19 protein-coding genes and 1 riboswitch are annotated in these 25,487 nt (G+C 39.6%); of the genes, 8 read left to right on the forward strand and 11 right to left on the reverse strand.

Features of this window, described 5'->3' with window-relative positions:
* The first annotated feature begins 73 nt into the window (after nt 1–73).
* From JW794_03970 to JW794_04000, 7 genes are all read left to right on the forward strand, one after another.
* Complete coding sequence (locus JW794_03970; protein MBN2017272.1) at nt 74–2,059, forward strand: LruC domain-containing protein; 1,986 nt, start codon at nt 74–76, stop codon at nt 2,057–2,059.
* Nucleotides 2,060–2,194: 135 nt separating this feature from the next.
* Nucleotides 2,195–4,339: an LruC domain-containing protein gene (locus tag JW794_03975; protein ID MBN2017273.1), complete on the forward strand. Its 2,145-nt coding sequence runs from the start codon at nt 2,195–2,197 to the stop codon at nt 4,337–4,339.
* 95 nt (nt 4,340–4,434) lie between these two features.
* Nucleotides 4,435–6,309: an amino acid permease gene (locus JW794_03980; protein ID MBN2017274.1), complete on the forward strand. Its 1,875-nt coding sequence runs from the start codon at nt 4,435–4,437 to the stop codon at nt 6,307–6,309.
* On the forward strand, nt 6,299–6,703 hold the full coding sequence (locus tag JW794_03985) for a PspC domain-containing protein (protein MBN2017275.1): 405 nt from the start codon (nt 6,299–6,301) through the stop codon (nt 6,701–6,703). Before JW794_03980 ends, JW794_03985 begins: the two co-directional genes overlap by 11 nt.
* 6 nt (nt 6,704–6,709) lie before the next feature.
* Complete coding sequence (locus JW794_03990; protein MBN2017276.1) at nt 6,710–10,042, forward strand: hypothetical protein; 3,333 nt, start codon at nt 6,710–6,712, stop codon at nt 10,040–10,042.
* Entirely contained in the window at nt 10,043–11,134 is a 1,092-nt protein-coding gene (locus tag JW794_03995; protein MBN2017277.1) for an alanine racemase, read from the forward strand.
* Between the two features lie 51 nt (nt 11,135–11,185).
* Nucleotides 11,186–12,226, forward strand: coding sequence for a hypothetical protein (locus tag JW794_04000; GenBank protein ID MBN2017278.1), 1,041 nt, complete (start codon nt 11,186–11,188; stop codon nt 12,224–12,226).
* Nucleotides 12,227–12,243: 17 nt separating this feature from the next.
* On the opposite strand, the gene JW794_04005 is transcribed toward JW794_04000, so the two are convergent.
* Nucleotides 12,244–13,422 carry an aminotransferase class I/II-fold pyridoxal phosphate-dependent enzyme gene (locus JW794_04005; protein MBN2017279.1) on the reverse strand — a complete coding sequence of 393 codons (1,179 nt, stop codon included), beginning with the start codon at nt 13,420–13,422 and terminating at the stop codon, nt 12,244–12,246.
* A 178-nt stretch (nt 13,423–13,600) separates the two neighbouring features.
* Between JW794_04005 and JW794_04010 the strand changes: the two genes are divergently transcribed.
* Complete coding sequence (locus tag JW794_04010; GenBank protein ID MBN2017280.1) at nt 13,601–15,922, forward strand: patatin-like phospholipase family protein; 2,322 nt, start codon at nt 13,601–13,603, stop codon at nt 15,920–15,922.
* On the opposite strand, the gene JW794_04015 is transcribed toward JW794_04010, so the two are convergent.
* The 10 genes from JW794_04015 to gcvPA all read right to left on the reverse strand — a co-directional run bounded on the left by JW794_04015 (nt 15,919) and on the right by gcvPA (nt 25,477).
* Nucleotides 15,919–16,839, reverse strand: a complete 921-nt coding sequence (locus JW794_04015; GenBank protein ID MBN2017281.1) for a glycosyltransferase — start codon at nt 16,837–16,839, stop codon at nt 15,919–15,921. The two genes, JW794_04010 and JW794_04015, sit on opposite strands and share 4 nt — an antisense overlap.
* Before the next feature lie 66 nt (nt 16,840–16,905).
* Nucleotides 16,906–17,556 (reverse strand): hypothetical protein, encoded by a 651-nt coding sequence (locus JW794_04020; protein MBN2017282.1) that lies wholly within the window; start codon nt 17,554–17,556, stop codon nt 16,906–16,908.
* Nucleotides 17,557–17,626: 70 nt separating this feature from the next.
* Nucleotides 17,627–18,373 carry a hydroxymethylpyrimidine/phosphomethylpyrimidine kinase gene (locus JW794_04025; GenBank protein MBN2017283.1) on the reverse strand — a complete coding sequence of 249 codons (747 nt, stop codon included), beginning with the start codon at nt 18,371–18,373 and terminating at the stop codon, nt 17,627–17,629.
* A gap of 41 nt (nt 18,374–18,414) precedes the next feature.
* Nucleotides 18,415–19,683, reverse strand: coding sequence for a phosphomethylpyrimidine synthase ThiC (gene thiC, locus JW794_04030; GenBank protein MBN2017284.1), 1,269 nt, complete (start codon nt 19,681–19,683; stop codon nt 18,415–18,417).
* 29 nt (nt 19,684–19,712) lie between these two features.
* A complete protein-coding gene (thiM, locus tag JW794_04035; protein ID MBN2017285.1) occupies nt 19,713–20,516 on the reverse strand; it encodes a hydroxyethylthiazole kinase in 804 nt (267 codons plus the stop codon).
* 3 nt (nt 20,517–20,519) lie between these two features.
* Nucleotides 20,520–21,158: a thiamine phosphate synthase gene (gene thiE, locus JW794_04040; GenBank protein ID MBN2017286.1), complete on the reverse strand. Its 639-nt coding sequence runs from the start codon at nt 21,156–21,158 to the stop codon at nt 20,520–20,522.
* Between the two features lie 35 nt (nt 21,159–21,193).
* Nucleotides 21,194–21,285: riboswitch (TPP riboswitch) on the reverse strand.
* Between the two features lie 36 nt (nt 21,286–21,321).
* The gene (locus tag JW794_04045) at nt 21,322–22,503 is read right to left on the reverse strand and encodes an NAD(P)/FAD-dependent oxidoreductase (GenBank protein ID MBN2017287.1); all 1,182 of its coding nucleotides are present in this window, start codon (nt 22,501–22,503) and stop codon (nt 21,322–21,324) included.
* Nucleotides 22,493–22,678: a 4Fe-4S binding protein gene (locus JW794_04050; GenBank protein ID MBN2017288.1), complete on the reverse strand. Its 186-nt coding sequence runs from the start codon at nt 22,676–22,678 to the stop codon at nt 22,493–22,495. The genes JW794_04045 and JW794_04050 overlap by 11 nt, the downstream gene beginning before the upstream one ends.
* 2 nt (nt 22,679–22,680) lie before the next feature.
* The gene (gene gcvPB, locus JW794_04055; protein ID MBN2017289.1) at nt 22,681–24,129 is read right to left on the reverse strand and encodes an aminomethyl-transferring glycine dehydrogenase subunit GcvPB; all 1,449 of its coding nucleotides are present in this window, start codon (nt 24,127–24,129) and stop codon (nt 22,681–22,683) included.
* Between the two features lies 1 nt (nt 24,130).
* Entirely contained in the window at nt 24,131–25,477 is a 1,347-nt protein-coding gene (gene gcvPA, locus JW794_04060) for an aminomethyl-transferring glycine dehydrogenase subunit GcvPA (GenBank protein MBN2017290.1), read from the reverse strand.
* Nucleotides 25,478–25,487 lie beyond the last annotated feature (10 nt).

The following is a 25,487-nucleotide window of genomic DNA, read 5'->3' on the forward strand; positions in this document are numbered from 1 at the left end:
TTTATAAATTCCTAAAAAAGTTGACTTTTTTTTGTACGACATTTTTTTTTATCATCAACTTTCGGAGTTTGCCATGAAAAAAAATATATTATTGGTTATCCTTACAACATTTTTATTTTTTACAGCATGTGAAAATGTAACAGAAACAATAACACAAGATGATCCTATAAACATAAATACAATTCAAGTACCTGAAGATTTTGCGTATGAGACCTGTATAGATGTCACTGTAGATCTACATGTTACATCTCCTATTGATGAACCTGTTAAAGGTATCAATTTTGAGATCTATGATGCTCATCCTGATGCTGGTGGTAGATTAGTTGCAAAAGGTATAACACTTGGTGGTGGAAAATATCAAACTCAAATTATTGTTCCTGAAGGTTGTACAGAAGTAGCTGTTGTCAGCCCAATAGATATTCGTATGATCCCAATTGTCAATGGCGAACTATACTTTGAATATGGTGATTATACAAAACTTGAAGCCCCATTTCTTGATCCAAAGGGTTACAATCCCACTACAAAATTAACTAATTATTGCCTAAGCTTTGACGGGGTTAATGACTATGTTGATCTTGGTGATGTTTCAGAATTAAACAATGTTTCGACATTCACTGTTGAAGGACGGGCATGTCAAGCCAGTAACACTGACAGCGAAATTATATTTTCGAAATATTCTGATGCGAATAATGACATCAGTATATACACAGGTGGTGGAACATTCTATATCGACCTGGGTAACGGGTCAGACTCCTATGCCACCTGGGCAGGGTATGATGCAGCAATTTCCAGCAACACTTGGTTTCATTGGGCAGTTGTTTTTGACGGAGCTGGTGGCACGAATGCAGACAGACTAAAATTGTACATTAATGGGAATTCAACACCCATTACATTAGCATTTACGGGAACTATTCCGGCAACTACTTCTTCCAATCTTTCGGGGAATAATGCATCATTATCAACAACAGCTAGTCCTTTTGGTGGTTACATGGATGAAGTCCGTGTATGGTCAACTGCACGTTCAGGAGCACAGGTTAATTCAACATATAATAAGCTCATTGATCCATCAACTTCAGGACTTGTAGCATACTGGAGAATGGATGAAGGAACTGGTGCAACTATGCTATATGATGAAACATCAAATGATTATGACGCACCGATAAATGGTTGCACTTGGGCACAGTTCATCAATGGCTGGGATAGTGACAGTGATGGAGTGACTGATATGAACGACGATTACCCCATGGACGACGAACGTGCATATGATAGTTATTTCCCTGCACAGGATACGTACTATACATTAGCTTTTGAAGATAAATGGCCCCGAAAGAATGATTATGATTTTAATGATATTGTCATACACTGGAATTTTACACAGGTTACGAATGCAAGTAATGAACTGGTTGATATACATGGTTCGTTCAAACTTGAAGCTATTGGAGCAGGCTATCACGATGGTTTTGGTGTGCAGTTTCCTTTTTTGAGGGGCAACTATTATGCGTTCAATAACCATGGAGATGACCACCAGTATTTCGATAACGGCACCACTAATGCAGTAGTTATTCTTTTCCAGGATGCCTTCAACCTTATGCAGGAAGCACCCGGAGATCCTTCAACATGGATCAATACGGTTGAGAGCGAATCATACATAACCCCTGCGGAATTCGAATTCACCTATACACTGGGAACACCAATTGCTGTAGCAAGTCTGACACGAACACCACCTTATAATCCCTTCATTTATGTTAATAATGACCGTCTTCTGGAAATTCATCTTCCTGATTATGAGCCCACATCAAAGATGGCAGCAACCACTCATTGGGGAACATACGATGATGACTCCAACCCTGGAACAGATCGGTATTTCAAAACTTCGAACAATTTACCTTGGGTTATCAATGTAGCTGATGAATGGGAATATCCAATCGAGAAGATTCAGATCACATGGGCATACTTATTCTTTGCCGATTGGGCAGAAAGCGGGGGTGCCTTGCATAATGATTGGTATGACAGCTCTGTTCCTGCAAACATCGATGCAAATTATATCTATTCACCCTAATAAAACAGATAAGCATATAAATTCCAAGCCAGGTTTCATGCCTGGCTTTTTTTAATGTGAGAAATAAATAATAAAAAACTTGACCAACATGGAAGAATATACAAAAATACATTCAACAATTCATTTGGAGGACGAATGAAGAAGATTTGTATATTTTTAACGTTTGTTTTTTTATTTGTTTTTACTGCTTGTGAACAGACAACAAACATAGGAAATGATGATCCCATTGATATAAATCAAATTCAAGTTCCCGAAGATTTCAATTACAGAACAATCCAGTCTGTGTATGTCGATCTTAGTGTCACAGATAACTCGAATGAACCTATTGAAGGGATCATATTCAAGATATATGATAACGATCCCGAAGATGATGGACGATTTATTGCAAAGGGCATGACACTGTCTGATGGTGCGTTCAACACGATCGTTGCAGTACCCTGTGACTGTGAACAATTAACCGTGGTCAGTCCGTTTGGCACACAGGAGGTGCCGATCATTAACGGGGAGCTGCAGTTTGAATTTGGAGATGATACATATCTTCTTCCCGACACACCCTGTCTATGTATGTCATCCGGGAAGAGTTCCGATGAGAAAATTTCTGAATCTGCAGATACCAAACGCGGAGGGAGTATTTCTGATCTTGAGGTGAATGAAGAATATGAAAGGAGAAAATTACAGGAAACTGCGCACATAACGAATCCACAATCTGGCTTGATCCCCGATGATGTATGCCCAACAAAAACTTTGCCAAATATAGATGCACCAGCATCGCACTCCGAAGATGGTGGTAAAAACACAACGTATGTACCCGATGATAACTTTGAACAAGCCTTAATTGATTGGGGCTATGATGATGTATTGGATGATTATGTATTAACGGCTAATATTAATACGGTTACGAGTCTTGATGTCACTTCTAGAAGTATTAGTGATTTAACAGGTATTGAAGACTTTGTTGCTTTAACCGGTTTATATTGCTGGGGGAATCAACTCACGACATTGGATGTATCGGCTAATACAGTTTTAAATGATCTTTATTGTTATGTAAATCAACTCACAAGTCTGGATGTATCCGCTAATACGGCATTAACAATCTTATGTTGTACTTATAATCAACTCACAAGTCTGGATGTATCCGCTAATACGGCATTAGAAGAATTAAAATGCTGGGACAATCAACTCACAAACTTGGATGTATCTGCTAATACAGCTTTAACTATTCTAGGTTGTCATTTCAATCAACTCACAATGCTGAACGTTAAAAATGGGAATAATACAAATTTTACTGAATTTGATGCATCAAATAATCCAAATTTAACATGTATCCAGGTAGATGATGCAGACTGGTCAACAGCTAATTGGCCTTATAAAGATCCAACAGCATCGTACTCCGAAGATTGTGCTTATGGGACAGATACCGATGGAGATGGTGTTCCGGACGATGAAGATGATTATCCCGACGATCCCGATAGAGCATTTAATAACTATACCCCGTCAGAAAATACCTATTATACCCTTGCTTTTGAGGATAAATGGCCCAGTAAAGGCGATTATGATTTCAATGATATTGTAATACTTTGGAGTTATATGCAGGTGACCAATGCGAGTAATGAACTTGTTGATATTCACGGTTCATTTAAGCTTGAAGCTATTGGAGCAGGCTATCACAATGGCTTTGGTGTACAGTTCCCCTTTGCAATCTCAAATTTCAGTGCCTTTGATGATCACGGAGATGCCCATCAATATGTTGATACTGGTACGAACAATGCAGTGGTCATTCTCTTCCAGGATGCATTCAACCTGATGCAGGAAGCACCTGGAGATCCTTCAACATGGATCAATACGGTTGAGAGCGAAACATACATCACACCTGCAGAGTTCGAGTTCACATATACTTTAGACACACCGATCGCTGTAGCTAGTCTGACAAGAACTGCTCCTTACAATCCATTCATATACGTTAATGATGACAGACAAAAAGAGATTCATCTTCCCGATTATGAGCCCACGATCAAGATGGCTGGCACACCCCATTGGGGAACCTGTGACGATGACTCAGATCCTACTGCTCCCGATCCCAAATACTTTAAAACATCAAATAATTTACCATGGGCGATTAATGTAGCAGATGAATGGGATTATCCTATTGAACTATCTCCAATTAATTGGGCATATTTGTTCTTTGTGGATTGGGCAGAAAACGGTGGTAACACACACACAGATTGGTATGATAGCTCTGTTCCTGCAAACATTGATGCCAATAATATCTATTCACCCTAATAAAACAGTTAAACATATAAATTTAAAGCCAGGTTTCATGCCTGGCTTTTGTTTTGAAAGAAGATTGACATTTTTTTTCATTGAGTTTTGAAATAATTATGGCGGAAAAACAGATACTCCAAAAAAAATTAAATCTAATCGATGTGTTTAGCATAGCGAGTGGCGCAATGATAAGTTCCGGGTTGTTCGTGTTACCCGGTCTTGCCTTTGCAAAAGCAGGTCCTGCAGTTGTTGTCGCATATATTTTAGCAGGTTTAATAGTGATCCCAGGAATGCTTGCTCAAATCGAACTCAGCACTGCAATGCCCAAAGCCGGAGGCAGTTATTTCTTTATTGAACGTAGTATGGGTCCCGTTGCCGGTACTCTTGGGGGATTTGCAAGCTGGTTAAGCCTGGCTTTAAAAAGTGCCTTTGCACTTATCGGGATCGGTGCATTTGCCAATTTACTTTTTCCAGGATTATCGGAAATTCATATCAAAGTAATTGCTATTGCTTTCTGCTTGTTGTTTGCTCTTATCAACATCAGAAGTGTGAAAAATACGAGCAGGTTTCAGATATTCCTTGTTATCTCATTACTTGCTATTCTGTTTTTATACTGCTTACTCGGAGTCACAAAGGTAAATTTACACAATTTTATACCCTTTTCACCAAAAGGTTTTGGTGCAGTCATTCCTGTTGTCGGCCTTGTTTTTGTTTCCTTTGGCGGTTTAACAAAGGTTGCAAGTATTGCTGAGGAGATCCAAAAACCCAAGAAAAATCTCCCTCTTGGTATGTTCATTGCTTTTATTGTCGTGATGTTTTTTTATGTAGCAGTTGTGTTCGTAACAGTAGGAATAGTCCGACCTGAAACTCTTGCGAATTCTCTAACACCAATTTCAAAAGGTGGAGATGTTATCTTTGGAAAGTTCGGCATGATCTTACTTGCTGTTGCTGCTCTTTTCGCCTTTTTCTCGACAGCAAATGCTGGTATCCTGTCAGCATCACGATTCCCGATGGCAATGAGCAGGGACAGACTTGTTCCAAATATTTTCAGTAAAATGAGCAAAAGTGGACAAACGCCCTATATGTCGATCATGTTTACTGCACTGTTCATGATCGTTATGATAACATTTCTTAACCTGGAAAACCTCGTGAAAGCGGCATCTACCATGATGATCATCCTCTTCCTCTATACCAATGTCGCTTTGATCGTTATGAGAGAGAGCAGGATTGATACCTATCAACCATCATTTAAGGCGCCGCTTTATCCATGGCTGCAGATTGTTGCGATCATCATATATGCTTTTCTCATCTTCGAAATGGGAATAATACCCCTCATCATTACAGGAATATTTGTTCTCTTGTGTATTGCCTGGTATTTTCTTTACGTTCGTGTACGAGTAGAAAGAAAATCAGCGCTGATTCATATCGTAGAAAGGGTAACCAATAAGAAGATCTCGAGTTCAACATTAATTGATGAATTGAAGGAGATCCTTATCCGGCGGGATAATATCGTTGAAGACAGGTTCGATAAACTCGTTCGGTCAGCTGTAATTCTCGATCTTGATTGTCAAATCGGTAAAAATGAATTTTTCACTATCGTATCAAAAGAACTCGCTCCTCGACTCGATATTCCATATCATGAACTATATGATCTTTTTTTGGAAAGGGAGCAGCAGTCATCAACAACACTCGAGCCAGGTCTTGCAATTCCACATATTATCGTTCAGGGTGAGAAGAAATTTGATATCCTCATCGTTCGATGTAAAGAAGGAATAAAATTTGACGAAAATGAACCACCTGTCCATACCGTGTTCGTGCTGATCGGTTCGATGGATGAACGCAATTTCCATCTTCGTGCGCTTATGTCAATAGCTCAGATCGTGAAAGAGAAAAATTTCTACACAAGATGGAAAAATGCAAAAAATGTCGATGAGTTACGAAATATTATATATTTATCAGCAAGAAAGCGAGAGTCAAATGAGAACTAATAGGGTATTATATAGAGATCCGAAAAATGGTAAGATCGCAGGTGTTTGCAGCGGCTTATCAGAGTATCTGGATGTAGATGTATCGATTATACGCACTATCTGGGTGCTATTTATAATATTTGGTGGAGCAGGTTTTCTCATGTATATTGTTGCCGCGTTGATTATTCCGGCAAAATCAGGTGATGATACGGAAATATCGGTCGAAGGTGATGAAGATAGACATCTGACAAGGGATTCTGAACATGCCGTGATCTGGGGTGTATGCTCAGGTATTGCAAAATATTTCGGCATGGATGTGAGTATTGTGAGGATCATTTTTGTGCTGCTTGGGATATATTTCGCTTCGGGAATATTTCTTTATATCGTACTTGCCTTAATCCTTCCTAAATCATAGAGGGGAATGCACTTTTACCGTTTCATATTCTTTGTACTCGTCATCTGCTGTTTGGCGAGCCCTCTTCTTGGTGAAGAGTTTTCGATTCTTAATAAAACAAATATCATAACTTTCGAATCAGAAAAAAGTGTATATGATCTTGGGTACGACCATATCATTAATAATTCGGAACGGGTAAGCTATCAGGATACCTTGCTCATTAAAGGAGCGGACTATACTCTAAACTACATAAAGGGTACGATTTTCATGCAGAAACAAATTGAACCTTCCCAAAGAATCAAAGTATCTTTTAAGGTTTTTCCCAAAAGTCTAGTGTATTCATTTCAGAAATTCTTACCTCTTGATAGAATACCCAAAACACAAACAGACAAGCAGAAAACAAAAGAGTTTCAGCAACAGTATGATACCCAAACCAATCTGAATATTTCTGGAAGCAAGAGTTTTGCCCTTTCACTCGGAAATAAACAGGATATGGATCTTGATCAGTCACTCTATTTGCAGGTTGATGGAGAGTTGTCTAAAAATATCTTTTTGAAGGCACAGCTTTCTGACAATACGACCCCAATATCAACTGAAGGCACAACCAAAAAACTTAGCGAGTTCGATAAGATGTTCATCAAAGTATATTCCGGAAACTATAGTCTGCAGTTCGGTGATTTCTTCACCCGTTTTGATGACACGTATTATGCAAATTACGATTTCAAACTCGAAGGGGTGACGTTTAACTGGACAAGTGCACAAAAGGTGAATGTGTCGGCAGCAGTATCAAATGGTGACTTTAAAAGTTATTCTTTTTACGGAACAGAAGGGATCCAGGGACCATATTATTTGCCGGGCAAGAACAGCTCAAGTGTTCGGGTGCTTTCCGGAACTGATAAGATATATTTGAACGGCTCTCTTCTTACGAGAGGGAATGATTATTTTATCGATTACAATGAGGGCTCGATCACATTCCAGAATAACAATATCATCACTGAAGAGTCATATATTATTGCGGATTACGAGTACACAGCAGAGGAATATCGAAGTAATTTCTATCTTGGTGCCGGGGAACTTGCCTTTTTTGATAATGGTCTTAACCTATCACTGAAGATTGTCAGTAATAATGATGATAAAGACAATCCATTGAATTTCAGTTTGACCGATGAGGAAAAGCAGATCTTAAAAGAAGCCGGGAATGATCCTGAGAAAGCCCGGATCAGTGGTGTTGATTCGGTTGCAGTTGGAGATGGAAACTACATTCTTGCAGATTCTCATTATGTGTATGTGGGTTTCGATTCTACAGGGAATTACCTGGTGAGTTTTTCCTATGTGGGTTCAGGCAAAGGCACATATAATAAGTCGGGCTATATTTCATATGAATGGGTCGGGGAAGGGAAAGGAGAATATATTCCTGAGATCCAACTTCCATTCCCGGAGAAACGCACAAATGTGGATATGAGGGCACAGCTTGAACTGGGGAGTTTCGAAATTGTTTCTGAGGGTATGTTAACAAACTATGACCAAAACAGCTTCTCTCCCATCGATGACGATCATAATAACGGTTTTGCGCACTATCATTCATTAAATCTTGAGCTACCATTTTTCTTACAAGGGAAAGCAAAAACCTCAGTATATTATCGGGCTCATGATAAGTATTTTCACTCACTTGCACGGGTGGAATCCGCAGAAACCCAGTATCAGACATCTGATTTTGTTGAAACAGATACCGTTGATGTAACCGAATACGGTGGATCGGTCGATATGTCGATGCCGCGATGGATATCTAATAGAGTACGTTTTTATGAGAAGTATATGAAGGATGTAGCTCATCAACAAACTTTCTCGAACTCATTTTCATATTCGCAAAATCCGGCTTTTCCCATACTTCCATCTATGCGATACACATTTTCACAAATTACCCAGGAAAGCGATTCGACTCTCAGCACAGCAGATGAAAAACTCATTCAAAGAACTCATTCTGTTGATGGGGATTACGCGATAGGTTTTATAAAGTTGAAAGCTGGTTTTTCTGATAAGATGTTTGAGAATGACGGCATATTGGATTTCGGTTTTAGAACAACCAAATATTTTTACGGCTTCACATCTAATTTCTGGAATACGGAATTCACACTCGGTTATGAACACGAGTTCGTTGACAGTCTCAAGATCGACTGGTTCGATTATAAAAAAGCACAACTCTACAAAGCAGGAATATCATATATCCAGGGTACGACGAATTTTAAGATCGAATACTCGCACAGAGAAAATAAATATCTTACCGGTGCCAGCAACACGAATTTTGATCTTATGAATTCGCAGCTTTCCTTTGATATGATAAAGAATACTATATCGAATCGCGTAAATTATAAGATCGGGAATCTCGAACTATATCCAAAAGTGAAAGAACTTATCTATGTTGGTGACGGTAACGGACTGTATGACAGTCTTGGATTTCACCAGGAGGATGGAGATTATGATTATGAGATCACGATCGTGGGAACACCTGAACCGATCACTGAACTTCAGATGAACTGGAATCTGCAGATACATCCATCGCGAGGAATCTCTGAAAAATCGTATGGTTTGAATTCTTTTCTTGATAAGATCATCCTCACCTCAGATGTTGCAATTCAAGAGAAATCCAGCACACCACACAAGCTCGATCTCTACCTCCTCAAGCCGAGTGCTCTTATGAATAAAAAATATACCGATTATGGATATCAGCGATATAAGGAACAGCTCTGGTATAATATCAAAAAAAACAAGATCGTTCTGCGATTTCTTTATGAAAAGACAAAAAAGATCGATAATCAATATGAAAACGAATTCGACGAGTTGGATCAGGACAGCTATACTGCAGCATTGAATTTTTACAAAGTGAGGCAGTGGAATTTCGAGAATGAAGTCAAGTATACTGATGTTATTTCTAATTATCAGACAGCGGATTTTCTCAACTCTAAAGTATGGGGATTCTCGACTGATATTTCATATAAATTCGGGTACAATATGATCATCTCGTCTGAATTTGCCCTTGACTGCGAAAATGGTGCAAAACTCGACGGTACAGATGATTATACAATTACATCATACACAGTTGAACCTGAGTTCGTGTATAATGCAGGATCGAAGTATCATTTTACTGCCCAGGTGCATCTGCAGCAAAATGAACGAAAAGGTTCGGATTATTTTGCGAATATTCTCTATAGCAAAAGAGCCGGACTGAATTCCCGGGTTACGTTTCAGTTCGATTATAAGTTCAGCAAATACGTGACCGGTTTCCTGAAATATTATCTGGAAAAATATCCAAAATCCGATGCGCGCTACCAGCTTAAAATGGAAGTGAGAGCAGATTTTTAGATGGCAGAAATGAGATCAAACAAAATCACGAAACCAACCTTACTTTTAGATGAAGATACATGCAGGAAAAATATCCGGAAAATGTATGACAAAGCACAGAGAAATAACGTGATCTTCCGTCCCCATTTCAAAACGCATCAGTCACTTGAGATAGGGAACTGGTTCAGAGAAATTGGGGTTGATAAAATTACCGTTTCATCTCTTGAGATGGCACAATACTTTTCTGAGGAATGGAGTGATATCACTGTTGCTTTTCCTGTAAATATTCTCGAGATCGATACGATAAATGCCCTCGCAGAAATGGTTTCTCTCAATGTATTGGTCGAGTCAGAGGAGGTTGTGCAATTTCTTGCTGAAAATCTGAAAAACCAGGTTGGATTCTTTATTAAGATAGATGTCGGCTATCATAGAGCCGGAATTCCAGCTAATGATTGTATGATGATCAATTCTATACGTGAATGTGCAGAAGAAAGTGATTTGTTGAATTTTAAAGGATTTCTCACTCATGCGGGACAAATGTACAATTGTAGGTCACAACCAGAAATTCTAAAGGAGTATAAAAGCTACACAAAACAACTATTCGAACTCAAATCAAGGTATCCCGATGCACTTCTCTCGATAGGAGATACGCCAAGCTGTAGTGTGGTTGAGGACTTTTCGGGTATTGACGAAATACGACCCGGCAATTTTGTCTTTTATGATCTCATGCAGTATTATATTGGATCGTGTTCTATTGACCAGGTTGCAGTGGCAATGGCATGCCCGATCGTTGCAATACACAAAAAAAGGCATGAGATCGTCATATATGGCGGGGGAGTACATTTTTCCAAAGAACGACTGGAACATCATGAGTATGGAACAATTTATGGACAAATTGTTGAGAATATTGGTAAACGTTGGGGAAATATTATTCCGGGCATGTATGTAAAGAATTTATCGCAGGAACATGGTATCGTTGCTGTTCCGGAAGCACGAATTTCAAATTATAAGATTGGGGATGTGCTCTACATTTTGCCCGTGCATTCCTGCTTAACCGCGAACTTGATGACGGAGTATGTGACGACTGACGGGAGAGTGGTGGAGAGATTATGATAATTTTGAAATTGAAATCACATAATCAAAACGATACTAGGAGGTAACAAAATGGAAAAAGAAACTGTGTTTATTCTAGGTGCTGGAGCAAGTCAGGAAGTCGACCTTCCAACAGGAGTCGAGCTTAAAGATAATATATCATCTTTATTGGATATACATTATGATGATTGGAATAGAAAGATAAGTGGAAGTGATCTTATAGATAAAGCATTCCGAATACTTACAAAAACAGGTGGACCTGATGATGACATTAGAACATATATTCAAAAGTCTTGGCAAATTAGAGATTCTCTTCCTTTAGCAACATCAATTGATGACTTAATAGATTCTCATAGAGATGATAATATGATTGCAACATGTGGGAAACTAGCAATTGTTAATTCAATATTGGATGCTGAGAAAGGTAGTAAGTTATTTATTGAAACATCTGATATGAATTCCAAAATTGATTTTTCATCTTTATCTAAGACATGGTACAATAAGTTATTTCAAATTTTAAGAGCTAACTGCACAAAAAATGAACTTAAATCTAGATTTGAATCTACTTCATTTATTATATTTAATTATGATAGATGTCTGGAACATTTCATGTTTAATGCCCTTCAAGACTATTATCACTTAGAACAGGATGAAGCAATTGAAATGATGAGTTGTATAAACATTTTTCATCCTTATGGAAGCGTTGGTCATTTACCATGGTCAAATCAAAGTTGCGTTATGGGTTTTGGTGGTTCTCTTAGCCCAAATAAGCTAATTGAGCTTAGCAAAGGTATTAAAACTTTTACTGAAGGAACTGATCCTAGTTCAAGCGAAATTTTAGAAATCAAACAAGAGATGAATACTGCAGATAGAATTGTATTTTTAGGTTTTGCATTTCATGAGTTAAATATGCAGCTTATTTCACCTAAAAAGTTAAATCGTGTTGAAAAGGACTTAAATTGCTTTGCTACAACTTATAATATTTCAGAAAGTGATAAAGAGGTAATCAAGGGACAGATAAACTCATTGTATATGAAAAAAGTTAAGACTAAAATGATAGATAATAAATGTTTTGAATTCTTTTCAGAATTTTGGAGAAGCTTAGCTTTTTAAACTATTCTAAATGTTTTCTATATCACTCCCAGTTTCTTACCAACCTTTTTGAATTTATCCAGCGCCATATCAATCTGGTCATCTGTATGGGTAGCCATGAAGCTACAGCGGATCAGGCAGTCATTCGGAGGAGTTGCAGGAGGAATAACAGGATTAATGAACACACCGTCATCGGCCAGCATGCGCCACATCTTGAATGCAGTCATGAGTTCACCAACATGGAGCGGAATGATCGGTGTGCAGCTCGTTCCGATATCATAACCTATATCAACGAATCCTTTTTGCATATATCTGGTAATTTCCCAGAGACGCTCGATACGTTCCGGTTCGCTCTCCATAATATCCAGCGCAGCGATCACCGTTGCAGCCGAAGCTGGCGGGAGACTAGCACTGAAGATAAGCGGTCTGGAGAAGTGCTTCAGATAATGCATCAGTTCTTCATTTCCTGCAATAAAACCACCAACCGAAGCAAGAGACTTACTAAAGGTTCCCATGATGACATCGGTCTTATCGGTCAATCCGAAATGGTTTGACGTACCTGAACCTTTCTCGCCGAGAACACCGATCGAGTGTGCGTCATCAACCATGATCTGCGCATTATATCGTTCTGCAAGGTGTACGATCTGGGGTAGTTTTGTGATGTCACCCTCCATGCTGAATATACCATCAACAACAATAAGTTTCGGAGCTTCTTCGATGTTTTGCAGCACCCGTTCGAGATCATCCATGTCATTATGATTAAAGCGGAGCATCTTCCCGAATGATAAACGGCAGCCATCGATAATACTGGCATGATCGAGTTTATCGGTAACGAAGTATTCGCCCCGACCCACGATCGTGCTAAGCACACCAAGGTTTGCCTGGAAGCCGGTCGAATATGCAAGTGCAGCATCCATTCCCACAAGATTTGCAAGCCGTTCTTCGAGCTCGATATGGATATCCAGTGTACCATTCAGGAATCGCGAGCCGGCGCACCCGGTACCATATTTTTTGGTTGCTTCTATAGCAGCTTCTTTGACCTTAGGATGATTGGTGAGTCCAAGATAGCTGTTCGAACCGAGCATTAGGGTTTTCTTGCCGTTGACAATAACCTCTGTGTCCTGCTCTGAGCTGATCACGCGGAAGTAGGGGTAAAAGCCCTGTTCTTCGAGGATTTTGGCTTCTGTAAAGCTCGCAAATTTATCATAAAGATTCATGGAATACTCCTTTTTGTCTACAATGAATGTCTCATCGAAACATGAGTAGGATGACGTTTTTATTTTTCATTGCTCGTATTTCATTGAATGGTAAATCGGATGTCAATAAATTCAGATTCTTATTCAACCCGTAAAAATATTGACATCACAACTCTGATTTTTGGTTTTATAAACACCTATGAAAAAGAAAATTATCCTTCTCTTCAGCATATTGTTTATTTGTGCTGTTATGCTCTACGCTGGAGAGCATACTGAACCGACTGTGGGTGTAGTGCTCAGTGGTGGTGGTGCACGTGGAATTGCACATATCGGTGTGCTTCGCGCTTTGGAGGAGTATAATATTCCTATCAATTATATTGGGGGAACGAGCTTTGGTGCACTTATTGCTGCGTTCTATGCTTCAGGATATTCAGTTGACCAGATCCAGGAAATAATTGAAAAAACGGACTGGAGCTTTGTGTCAGATTCAGACAGGCAGCAGTACTATTATTACTCCAGACGCATCAATGAAGCAAACGTTTTGCGTGTACGATTCGAGGATTGGGAATTGAAATTCCCGAACTCACTCGGGAACACGCAGGAGATCACGAGCCAGCTTGATTATTATTTTACGCGTTCAAACTATCTCAGTAGGGGGGATTTCCTGAAATTGAATCCACCGCTCTTTATTTCAACAACTGATATCAAAACGGGCACGAATCACATTTTCACACATGGAGAGCTCCCACAGGTTGTTCAGGCGAGTATGACGGTTCCGTTTCTTCTTTCTCCGGTTTTGATAGATTCCACGCTATATGTCGATGGCGGTATTACGAATAATCTCCCGATCAGCAGTATGCGGGATATGGGGGCAGACATCATCATTGCGTCAAATGCAACGAATTATCTTGCAACAGAAACGGATCTTACGAATATTTCAAGTTTTGCAAGTCAGCTCATCAATATTATGATGTTCTCAAAGATCAAAGATGAACTTACACAAGCAGATATCGTTATCAGACCTTCGACCCGTCATATCAAAAATACAGAATTTTCTCGTTACAAAGAACTCCTTACACTTGGATATTATCAAACCTATTCGATGATCGATACGATCCTCAGTGTTGTAAAACATGATAGTTCATTTGATGTATCGATTGATGAATGTGTATCGATCAAGGATAAAAAGATTTCATTATTTGGAAATACACTTTTCGCTGCTGATGATATGCTGACTGAGGAGATTTTCGATTCACTTTCTACCTTACAGGAGTTGGAGTCATACATAGAGAATTACTATGTGAGCAGAGGATATGTTCTGGTTGAAATCGTCAAAGAATCAGTCAAAGAAGATGAGATATTGATCATGATGACAGAAGGATTGATTAATAATATCCTCATAGATGGGAATTTTATAACGCATGAGGGTGTTATTTTAAGAGAAGTCAACACCCAACCCGGGGATATTTTCAATATTTATAAGATTGAAAAAGATATTCAACGGATACACGGAACGAATTATTTTAATCTGGTTAATTGCAATGTAAATCCTCATCCAAATGGTGTAGTAGATGTTGAGTTTGTTGTTTCGGAAAAACCCTTCGGTATTATAGAAGCCGGTGCTCAATATGCATCACAACAGGGCGCATCTGGTTTTATATCAGCTGGTTATGACAATGTTTTCGGTACGGGACAGCTCTTGCAGTCCTACATAAGATTTGGAAGAGAAAGAAAATATGGCGTACGCTTTAGCACGGATAGGATATTGAATTCAAATTGGAATAATCTCTTACATTTTTACCTTAACGATGATGCTGAGAACGCAGAGAACAGGTTCTGGAGTTTCCGGGCTGAGAGTGGATTTTTTGATGACCAAAAGCTTGGAATGCTTTCCTTGATAATAGATTACCGTACAGCTGATTTGAAGCTTAGAAAACGAAGTTCTGGTTTTGGTCTTCAACTCCTTTTTGATAATTTTGATAATATGTTATATCCTTCGAAAGGTATATTTCGAAAAGCATCATACATCCATTATGACAAAGCATTTGGTTCGCTTGCCACATTTAATGAGGTGAATTTTGAGAATGCTTTTTGTTTTTCTTTCTTAGAAAAATTTACGCTGGTAAACTGGTTTCGGTTGCATATGCTTGAAAGTGATGAGGGCAGCATTCCGGAAAATAGATTTTTCTTTCATCGACCGGAGAATACGTTTTATGGATTCGGTTACGATGATGTAGATGGAGAGGACATGTTCTATACCTCTATTTCATTGCGTTATCTGATACGGCAATTTTCAATCAGCGATCCCCGTCGAGAGCTCTTCTTGATAGGCAAGATTGGCATTGGTGATTTTGGGAAAATAGACTCAATGGAAGATTTTTGGGGTATTTTTGATAAGGGTGAGAAAGTAGGTTATTCGATCGGTCTGGAGATGACAACCATCATCGGACCTGTCAAGCTTGCATACGAGCAAAGCAAGCACAACAACTTCTGGAAATTCTCAATCGGATATTCTTTTTAGTCCAGCTCCTTTTTGTTTGCTTTTCTATCCCTCTGGCGAGAACTGTATACGATCATTTCCCCAAGTAATCCCAATGAAATTAACTGTACTCCAACAACGATAAGTAAGATTCCCAAAAAAAGCAAAGGTCGGTTACTCAGACTCATTCCAAAGAAGATCTTCTTAACTGCCAGCCATACGCTGATAATGAATCCGATAAGAGAGATGATCAGACCGCTTGCACCAAAAAGGTACAGGGGACTCCGTTGGTATTTCGTGATCATGGTTACGGTGAGGAGGTCAAGGAAACCTCTAATAAAACGGTTAGCACCATATTTGGATTTTCCGAATTTACGCTTATGGTGTGTGACCGGTATCTCCGTAACAGAGAAACCTTTTGCCCAAATTATGGCAGGGATATATCTGTATAATTCTCCATAGATATTCAAAGATTTTACTGCTTCTTTTGTGTATGCTTTATATCCGCAATTGTAGTCGTGGAGACGCAAGTGAAAAACCATCGATGTGATCAAATTAAAGAATTTTGAGGGCCAGCGCTTTGTGATCGGGTCTTTACGTTTCTTTTTCCAACCGGAAACCAAGTCGTATCCTTCATTGATTTTTTCGAGAAATCTGGGTATCTCGACCGGATCGTCTTGAAGATCGGCGTCCATGGTGAAGATGACATCACCCTCTGCTTTGTCAAATCCTGCCTGGAGTGCTGCAGCCTTCCCAAAATTAGTACGAAAGCGAATCGTTTTTATGTTCTGATCCTGCGCTTCTAATTCCTGTATGACAGAATAGGAATTATCTCTACTCCCGTCATCGATGAAGATGATCTCGTAGCTCTGGTTCGGGATATTTTCCACAATTTTGCGATGGAGTTCTCGCAGACTCTCTTCTTCATTATAAACTGGAATGACAAAAGATAGCTTCATTTCGTCTCCTCAAAATATATTCTGATACAATAAATAAAATTTATACTTCGTTTCATATTTATATCCCTAAATAAATAGATATGCAGCAGTCATTGCCAATGCAGACAGAATCGGAATGCTGATATTATCATTAATATGAAGATTCGCAGATTCTACAATAGCAGCAACGACTGCACCAATAATGATCATTATTACAGCAAATTCAGGATGGGCGCTATTGAAAGCAAAAACGCGCATGAGAAAGAGAAAATAACATGCAAGTCCATATACTGCACAGCTTATAAAAGCACCGATAAAACCTTCAAGTGATTTATTCGAGTTCCTAAATTTACGTCTTCCCATAGAAAGCCCGAAGAATGCTGCAAACGTATCTCCAACAACAAGATAGGATATCGCGAGAAAAGCAATCTCTTTTGGAAATACTGCAATCGTGATAACCGAAGCAGTCAAGAGATAGGAACCACCAGTGAGTCTGCTTACCTCTGAGTCTCTCAGATGTGAACCAAAAAGTTTAAGAAATTTATGTCTGAACTTCTTATTTTCGATTCTCGCTGAATCCCAAATAACACAACCGATCGCAAAGGGGAGCAGTATTGCAATAGAGAGAAGCTGGCTTTTTACCACAAAATAATAGAGTACAGGAATAATGATCGCAAAGAGATGCGTAAATTTTCTGTATACTTCAACGTGACCGATCGGTTTGATTTCTGATACCATCGTGTTTATCTAGCAGTGAGGGAATAAATTGTCAAATATTTGAGATAATGGATATTGAATTTATATGTGTTTATACATCATCTACGTGAATTGAATAAAAATATTTCTTTGCTTTTTTGATCGCTTCTTTTGTCTGTTCACCAAGTGCAAGATACGAAGTTATAGCAGAAGAGATCAGGCAACCGGTACCGTGTACATCGGAGAGATTACTGTTCGGTGAGGTAAATCGCTCGAGTAATTCTCCCTTCAATAAATAATCAGTAACAGTTGTAGATGTGGTAAGATGTCCACCCTTTGCAAATATAAGGGAATCATATTTCTCAGACAGAAACCTACTGGCTTTGATCAAATCTTGTTCATTTTCAACCGGCATGGCAGTTAGATGTTCGAGTTCAGGTACGTTTGGTGTGATTACATTCGCTTTTGTTAGAAAGGTGTCTCTGAAATGAAGGAAATCCTTTTCATCGAGAAAAGCATAGCTGTCACTTGCATGAAGAATTGGATCGATGACAATATGTGCTGGTTGATATTTTTCTAGATAATGAGAGATTGTATCCATGATTGCACGATTAAATACAACTCCTATCTTTACAGCAGATATGTCATAATTCTGAAAAAGGGTCTTTAGCTGGATGTCAACCGTTACTTCATCTAATGCATCAGCAAAAAATACTTTTGTGTCTGTTTGAGCAGTAATTCCAGTTACTACCGATAATCCATTTACTCTAAGATCGTGAAAGGTATTCAGGTCACGCTGGATGCCAGCTCCACCGGAAGTGTCGCTTGCTGCTATAGATAAAACATTTATTTTCTTCATTCTAGTCCCTCAACCTTTTAACGTTCTAACATTTAAACTTCCTAACTTTTCAAAGTTTTAATGGCACATAGTTTCCCGCACATAGTGCATACATCTTCTGAAAAGTCTTCACTTTCCTTACGTCTACGTTTTGCAAGGAGGGGATCGAGAGAAGTTTTGTATTGACCTTCCCAATCAAATTCGGCACGGTACCTGGAGATTTTATTATCTCTTTCCATACTGCCGGGTAACCCAAGGGCAATGTCTGCAGAATGCGCAGCTATTTTTGCAGCGACAACACCCTCGCGAACATCATCTTTTGTTGGAAGACAGAGGTGTTCTGATGGGGTGACGTAACAGAGAAAATCTGCACCATAATACGCGGCAAGCGTACCACCGATTGCACTGGTAATATGATCGTATCCCGGTGCTATGTCAGTTGTTATGGGACCAAGTACATAAAAGGGTGCGCCATGACAAAGGGATTTTTCGAGACGCATATTTGCTTCGATCTGATGAAGAGGAACATGCCCCGGTCCTTCGATCATGACCTGAACATTTTTTTTATAAGCTCGTTGCTGCAATTCTCCCAAAGTAATGAGTTCCTGGATTTGACCGGCATCGCTGGCATCAGCAAGACAACCCGGGCGTAATCCGTCGCCAAGACTAAGCGTGATATCATATTTGTATGCAATTTCCAACAACCTGTCATAGTATTCAAAGAGAGGATTTTCTTTCTTGTGAATTTTCATCCATTTTATAAGCAGAGAACCTCCCCGGCTGACCACACCGAGTAAACGAGGTTGTTGTTTCATGGCGTCTAATGCTTTTTGGGTAATACCACAATGAACAGTTATATAGTCAACACCTTCTGCACATTGTTTTTCGATCGATTCAAACAGTTGATCAACAGTCATTTTCGTAATATCTTTATCTTCATCGAGAAGCTCAGCAGCAACCTGATAGATCGGAACGGTGCCTACCATGACAGGTGATTGTGCGATGATCGCCTTTCTGATCGCTGATAAATCTCCTCCTGTCGAAAGATCCATCACACTGTCCGAACCATATGCAACAGCTACCTTGAGTTTTTCAAGTTCTTCGTCAATATTGAAATGATCGGGAGAAGTTCCAATATTCGCATTGATCTTTGTTTTGAGCTTGTTGCCGATTCCAACCGGATGGAATTTTCTTCCTACATTTTTAGGGATTACAATATGTCCTGCAGCTATTTCATCTCTGACCCATTCTGGTTCATATTGTTCGTCCTTGGCGACAAGTTTTATGTCCTCGGTTATCATTCCCTTTTTTGCCTGTTCAAGTAATGTCATGGTACCTTCTCACTAAATGATTAATAATATTATGCTTTGAAAATTTTTTGCATCCAATCACACACTTCATCCATCTTATAGAGCTCATCAAAAAACCTCTGTTTGAATTCAAAAGGTGTAGTTGTTTCTCGTGCAGACTTTTCTGCAGCTATTTCATATATGGCCAGACCTGATGCGCAAGCTTTGCCATAATCTTTTTCAACCGCGCAGAAGCAGCCCAGTACGGATGAAGCCATACAGCCGGTTCCAACGATCTGTCCCATAAAGGGATGTCCATTTTTCACATTATATACATCATCACGCCAAACGACAATATCTTCAGGTGCAGTTATGACCACAGCTGCATTTCGCTCTTTTGCAAGTTTCTTTGCCGCTTCGGCGAGATCGACCTGAACATCGACTGCTTCGACACCTTTTGTGATTACATCTTCGCCAGCAAGTTTTGCAACCTCTGATGCATTTCCTTTTATGATATCTATGTGGCATTCGTCGAGTAATTCAAAAGCTTTTTTGTCTCGAAAGGTTGTTGCGCCAACGCCTACAGCATCGAGTACTACAGGGATTCCTTTCTCGTTAGCGGCTTTTCCAGCGATTTTCATTACCGCGATAAGTTCTGTCGTAAGAGTACCAATGTTAAGAACCAGGGCATTGGACAACTTTGTCATGTCAGCAACCTCTTCCTGGGCATGTGCCATGATTGGCAGACCACCCGTTAGCCGGACTATATTTGCGCAATCTGCAATAGTAACCCAGTTCGTAATATGATGTATAAGCGGATTGGTTGTTCTAATGCGTTTAAGAAGTTCATAAAGTTGTAAGTGGAGTTCTTGCATGTCTTACCTCGATTTATTAAATTTTTCAATGATATTTTGTATCTTTTGAATTTCTTTTTCCGGATCAGGGGCAGTCAGGATTGCTGAAATGATCGCGACACCACTCACACCAGTTTGAAGAACATGCTCAAGATTGTCAGCATTTATGCCTCCAATGGCGACAATTGGGATTGAAGTTTTACCGACAATTTCTTTGAGATTTATCAGTCCAATAGGAGGAGGAGTATCAAGTTTGGTTTGTGTAACAAATATCGGTCCAACACCAAGATAATCAGCACCAAGTTTCTCGGCTTCTATGGATTCTTCGAGTGTCATCGTACTTACACCGATAATTTTCTCCGGTATCATGCTTCTTACATTATGATAGTTCTCATCTGTCTGCCCAACATGGATTCCATCAGCTTTTGATTGGATTGCAACTTTTGGAATATCATTCACAATTAAACGGGTATCGGTACCAGCAGTTACATCATGCATTTTGGAAGCATTTCCTATCATTGCGATAAGATCGGCATTCTTGTCCCTGTACTGTATGATAGAAATGTGGTTTTTTACCGCAATGTGAGCATACTTCTCAAATTGATTTGTATACATTCCATCAATGATGAAGTAAAGCCCTATGCTCTTTGGCAACATATTCATAGTATCCTTTCAATAAAAAAACCGGTCATCAAAGGATGCCCGGTACCATCATTTCCTACGCCAGCATTATCTGGATCAGGTTCATAGGGTATGTTCTCAGCTCATGGGAGCACCCCTGAAAAGGATAGAATTGCACTATCCAGATATTATGTCAAATTTATGTTCAGATATATATCTTGATCAATTCTTTTACGAGAGAGGGCTTGTTTCTAACCGCTGTCTTGAAAAGCTGGAAAAGAGTAAGTTTCTCCTGTGGGATATCATGAAGAAGTCCTACGATCTCATTTAATTCCTTATCGGAAAAATCGAAAAATACTTCTTTTAATTTATAATGGACTTTTTGATGATTGCCCTTTTCTTTCATCCATAATTTATGATACTTTCTAAGAAATCTATGTGAGAAATCCTGAGCTTTGACTGCATCCGCAGATACGGTACCAGCAATACTTCCTGCAGTGAGAATGTTGCTTAAACCACCTCCTGTAACCGGATTGACCTGGCGTGCAGCATCGCCGACAAGCATGAGGTTGTCTTTCGTAATTTCAGGAAGAGTCTGAGCTGTAGGCACTGCACCTGTGGTAAATGCCAGCGGTCTGCTATCTGGAAAATTGTTTACAATGAAGTCGTCGAGATACTCTTTTGCATTTTTGCCATTTGTCCTGTCTGCGCGAATACCAATCCCGACATTTGCCATATTTCTGCTTTTTGGAAAAACCCAGGTATAACCGCCCGGCGCAAAATCATTTCCGAAATAAAAGTGCGTAAGATCCTGCTCGATGGTTATATCGGTGAGAAGATATTGAACACCTGATTCGATGTCTTTAAGAGAAAGGGTTGTATTAATACCTGCTAATTTTCCGATTCGGGATTCTGGACCATCAGCGCCTACAACTATATGTGCTTTCACTCGTTTCTTTTCTCCAAGATGCGTAAACTGAACACCGGAAATCTTGTCGCCACTAAATAAAAGGTCATGAACATCTGCTTTTGTGAGAATATCAGCACCATTTTTCACTGCTTGTTCACAAATAAATGCATCAAATAATCGACGTTCGAGTATATATCCACTTCCAACAGCCCCGGTATTCATAACACATGATCTACCGTTGGGTGCATATAGCTTTGCACCATTGATTCGTTGTGATATCCATCGTTCATCCGGGGCGAAGAATTTTTCGAGCCCTCTTCCTGAAATACCCTCAGCACATCGAACAGGTATACCGACCTCACGATCGCGTTCAAGAATGAGCACAGATGCCCCGTTCTTTGCAGCAAAGAGTGCGGTCATACTTCCTGCTGGTCCGCTTCCAACAACAACGATATCGTAGAATGGTCTAAGCTTCATCTTCCACCTCTTCTATGGCTGAGATAGGGCAGACGATATAGCAATTTGAGCAACCAATGCACTTCTCAAGGATGATCGTTGCAGTCTGTTCGGAAATTCTGATTGCATCCTGCGGACAAACAGAAGCACAAGATGCACATACATCGCAGAGATTTTCAATAACTCTATATTTCATAATTATGTTTCGAAAGTATATTTAATATTAAGATTTTTTATCGCATTTGTTTCGTCAAGTCTTGTGACAGGTGTTTTTTGAGGGGCTTCTTTCAGAACTTCAGGATTTATTTCTGCTTCTTTGGCGATATTCAGCATTACTTCTGCGAATTTATCAAGTTTTTCTTTACTCTCTGTCTCAGTCGGTTCGATCATAAGTGCTTCGTGAACAATAAGGGGGAAATAGATCGTTGGTGCATGATAACCGTAGTCGAGAAGCCTTTTTGCGATATCCAATGTTTTAATACCATATTCTTTAAATTTCTCTCCGCAGGCGACAAATTCGTGCATAATATCTTTTTGATACGGTACGGGATAGACATCCAATAATTTCTTCATAAGATAATTGGAGTTGATCACCGCATTCTCGGCAACGCGCTTCAATCCTTTATCACCAAGCATCTTCAGATAGATATACGCACGAACCATTACAAGGAAGTTCCCAAAAAAGGAATGTACCTTGCCGATTGTATTTTTAACATGATAATCGAGGTAGTAAGTGCCATCCTGTACTTGTACTATTGGAACGGGTAGGAAATCTACGAGTTTTTCGCTAACACCAATTCCTCCAGCACCTGGACCACCACCCCCATGAGGAGTTGAGAACGTCTTATGAAGATTGAAATGAACAATATCAAATCCCATATCTCCAGGACGGATGTACCCGAGCATCGCATTGAGATTTGCACCATCCATGTACATTAGTCCATCAACTGAGTGGATGAGTTCCGCAATTTCTTTTACATCCGTTTCAAAGACGCCCAATGTGTTTGGATTGGTAAGCATGAAACCGGCGACATCGTCATCAAGAATCTCTTTAAGGGCTTCAATATCTACTTTGCCGTCCTCATTAGATTTGAGTTCGATCACTTCCATGCCGTGCAATGCAGAAGTGGCTGGATTTGTTCCATGAGAAGAATCGGGCATGATGATCTTTGTGCGGTGTTGACCTTTGTTTTTATGATAATTATAAATAATATTAACACCGGTAAATTCACCATGAGCTCCAGCAACAGGTTGGAGTGAAACCGCAGACATTCCGGAAATTTCAGCCAGGTCTTTTTGCAGTTCATACATCACCTGAAGTGCGCCCTGTATTGTGTCTTCCGGCTGCATCGGATGGATATCTGTAAAACCTGTAAGTACAGTTACAATATCATTGATCTTCGGATTATATTTCATCGTGCAAGAACCAAGCGGGTAAAATCCCTTTTCAATAAAATGGTTCTTATCCGAGAGTTCGATGTAATGACGAACTGTATCGAGTTCACTTACCTCAGGCATCCTGGGAATATCTTTTCGGAGTAGATTCTCAGGAAAAAGGTTATTAATAGTCATCTTGATCTTACATTCAGGAAGTGTATATCCTTTCCGTCCGCTGATACTTTTTTCAAATATTGTTTTTGTCGCCATGTTACACCTCCCTCGCAATTTTACCAAGTTCGTCGACAAACGCATCCAGTTCCTCTTTAGTCCGTTTCTCAGTTACAGCTATCAACAACTGGTTCTCAAATCCAAAGGGAGTAAGATCAACACCAGCGAAAAATCCTTTTTCCTTTAGTTGTGAAATTATTTCTATGGGAGGTATAGGAGTTTTAACAGCAAATTCTTTGAAGAACGGCGCTGTATTTGCCAGTTCGAATTCCGGGATTTCACAGATCTTATCATGAAGATAATGAGCTTTTATCGTAGATTGTTCAGCAACTTCTCTCAGTCCCTGCTTCCCCATAAGCACCATATACACGGTTGCTGCGAGGGCGCAAAGCGATTCATTCGTGCAGATATTCGAAGTGGCTTTATCTCTCCTGATATGCTGTTCACGTGCCTGAAGCGTCAGAACATACCCCCGTTGTCCGTTTGTGTCGATCGTAGCACCGACAATTCTTCCGGGCATCTTTCGTATTAGTTTTTGATTTACTGCAAAGAAACCGAAAAGTGGACCACCAAGATTTTGCTTATTTCCAAGAACCTGCCCTTCACCAACAACAATATCAGCATTATATTTACCAGGAGGATTGAAGAGCATGAGAGAGATGGGATCTGTCGAAACAATAAAAAGTGCTTTCTTGTTTTCATGTATGATCGGTTCGATCGACTCGAGATCTTCAATAACTCCTAAAAAATTTGGCGACGAGATCAGAACTGCTGAAACATCATCGGACATCTCATCTTTAAGCTTTTTTAGATCGATACGTCCATTATTTTGAGGAATATACACGATCTTCGGTTCGAGCGGTTCGATATATGTTTCAATAACTTGTTTGTATTGCGGGTGGATCAGGTCAGAAATGAGAACTTTATTATTTTTGTTATGTCTGAGTGCTAGCAGTAATGACTCTGCACATGCTGTTGCCCCGTCATACATTGATGCATTCGATGCATCCATACCGGTCAATTCGCAGATCATTGTCTGATATTCGTATATGAATTGCAGGGTTCCCTGGCTGACCTCTGCCTGGTAGGGTGTGTATGCGGAATAGAACTCAGGACGTCCAATGACGTAATTTACTGCCGCAGGAATGAAATGATCATAAATACTAGCACCGAGAAAAGATACAACTTCCGAGGTATTAATATTCAAAGATGACAGATCCTGGATCTTTTTTGTGATCTCAAACTCAGAAAGAGGTTTATCGAGTTTGAGAGGATGGCGAATGATAAGGTCTTCGGGAATTCCCTTTAAAAGATCTTCGAAAGATCGTACGCCGATCTCTTCGAGCATACGCTTCCGCTGTTCATCGGTATTGGAAATAAAGGGCATGAATACTCCT

The organism is Candidatus Cloacimonadota bacterium (genome assembly GCA_016932035.1).
Taxonomy (GTDB): domain Bacteria; phylum Cloacimonadota; class Cloacimonadia; order JGIOTU-2; family JGIOTU-2; genus Celaenobacter.

What these genes read in the sequence shown, in the direction of transcription:
- JW794_03970 (MBN2017272.1), top strand. Translation starts at nt 74, where the DNA reads ATGAAAAAAAATATATTATTGGTTATCCTTACAACATTTTTATTTTTT.
- JW794_03975 (MBN2017273.1), top strand. Translation starts at nt 2,195, where the DNA reads ATGAAGAAGATTTGTATATTTTTAACGTTTGTTTTTTTATTTGTTTTT.
- JW794_03985 (MBN2017275.1), top strand. Translation starts at nt 6,299, where the DNA reads ATGAGAACTAATAGGGTATTATATAGAGATCCGAAAAATGGTAAGATC.
- JW794_03990 (MBN2017276.1), top strand. Translation starts at nt 6,710, where the DNA reads ATGCACTTTTACCGTTTCATATTCTTTGTACTCGTCATCTGCTGTTTG.
- JW794_03995 (MBN2017277.1), top strand. Translation starts at nt 10,043, where the DNA reads ATGGCAGAAATGAGATCAAACAAAATCACGAAACCAACCTTACTTTTA.
- JW794_04000 (MBN2017278.1), top strand. Translation starts at nt 11,186, where the DNA reads ATGGAAAAAGAAACTGTGTTTATTCTAGGTGCTGGAGCAAGTCAGGAA.
- JW794_04005 (MBN2017279.1), bottom strand. Translation starts at nt 13,422, where the DNA reads ATGAATCTTTATGATAAATTTGCGAGCTTTACAGAAGCCAAAATCCTC.
- JW794_04010 (MBN2017280.1), top strand. Translation starts at nt 13,601, where the DNA reads ATGAAAAAGAAAATTATCCTTCTCTTCAGCATATTGTTTATTTGTGCT.
- JW794_04015 (MBN2017281.1), bottom strand. Translation starts at nt 16,839, where the DNA reads ATGAAGCTATCTTTTGTCATTCCAGTTTATAATGAAGAAGAGAGTCTG.
- JW794_04020 (MBN2017282.1), bottom strand. Translation starts at nt 17,556, where the DNA reads ATGGTATCAGAAATCAAACCGATCGGTCACGTTGAAGTATACAGAAAA.
- JW794_04025 (MBN2017283.1), bottom strand. Translation starts at nt 18,373, where the DNA reads ATGAAGAAAATAAATGTTTTATCTATAGCAGCAAGCGACACTTCCGGT.
- thiC (MBN2017284.1), bottom strand. Translation starts at nt 19,683, where the DNA reads ATGACATTACTTGAACAGGCAAAAAAGGGAATGATAACCGAGGACATA.
- thiM (MBN2017285.1), bottom strand. Translation starts at nt 20,516, where the DNA reads ATGCAAGAACTCCACTTACAACTTTATGAACTTCTTAAACGCATTAGA.
- thiE (MBN2017286.1), bottom strand. Translation starts at nt 21,158, where the DNA reads ATGAATATGTTGCCAAAGAGCATAGGGCTTTACTTCATCATTGATGGA.
- JW794_04045 (MBN2017287.1), bottom strand. Translation starts at nt 22,503, where the DNA reads ATGAAGCTTAGACCATTCTACGATATCGTTGTTGTTGGAAGCGGACCA.
- JW794_04050 (MBN2017288.1), bottom strand. Translation starts at nt 22,678, where the DNA reads ATGAAATATAGAGTTATTGAAAATCTCTGCGATGTATGTGCATCTTGT.
- gcvPB (MBN2017289.1), bottom strand. Translation starts at nt 24,129, where the DNA reads ATGGCGACAAAAACAATATTTGAAAAAAGTATCAGCGGACGGAAAGGA.
- gcvPA (MBN2017290.1), bottom strand. Translation starts at nt 25,477, where the DNA reads ATGCCCTTTATTTCCAATACCGATGAACAGCGGAAGCGTATGCTCGAA.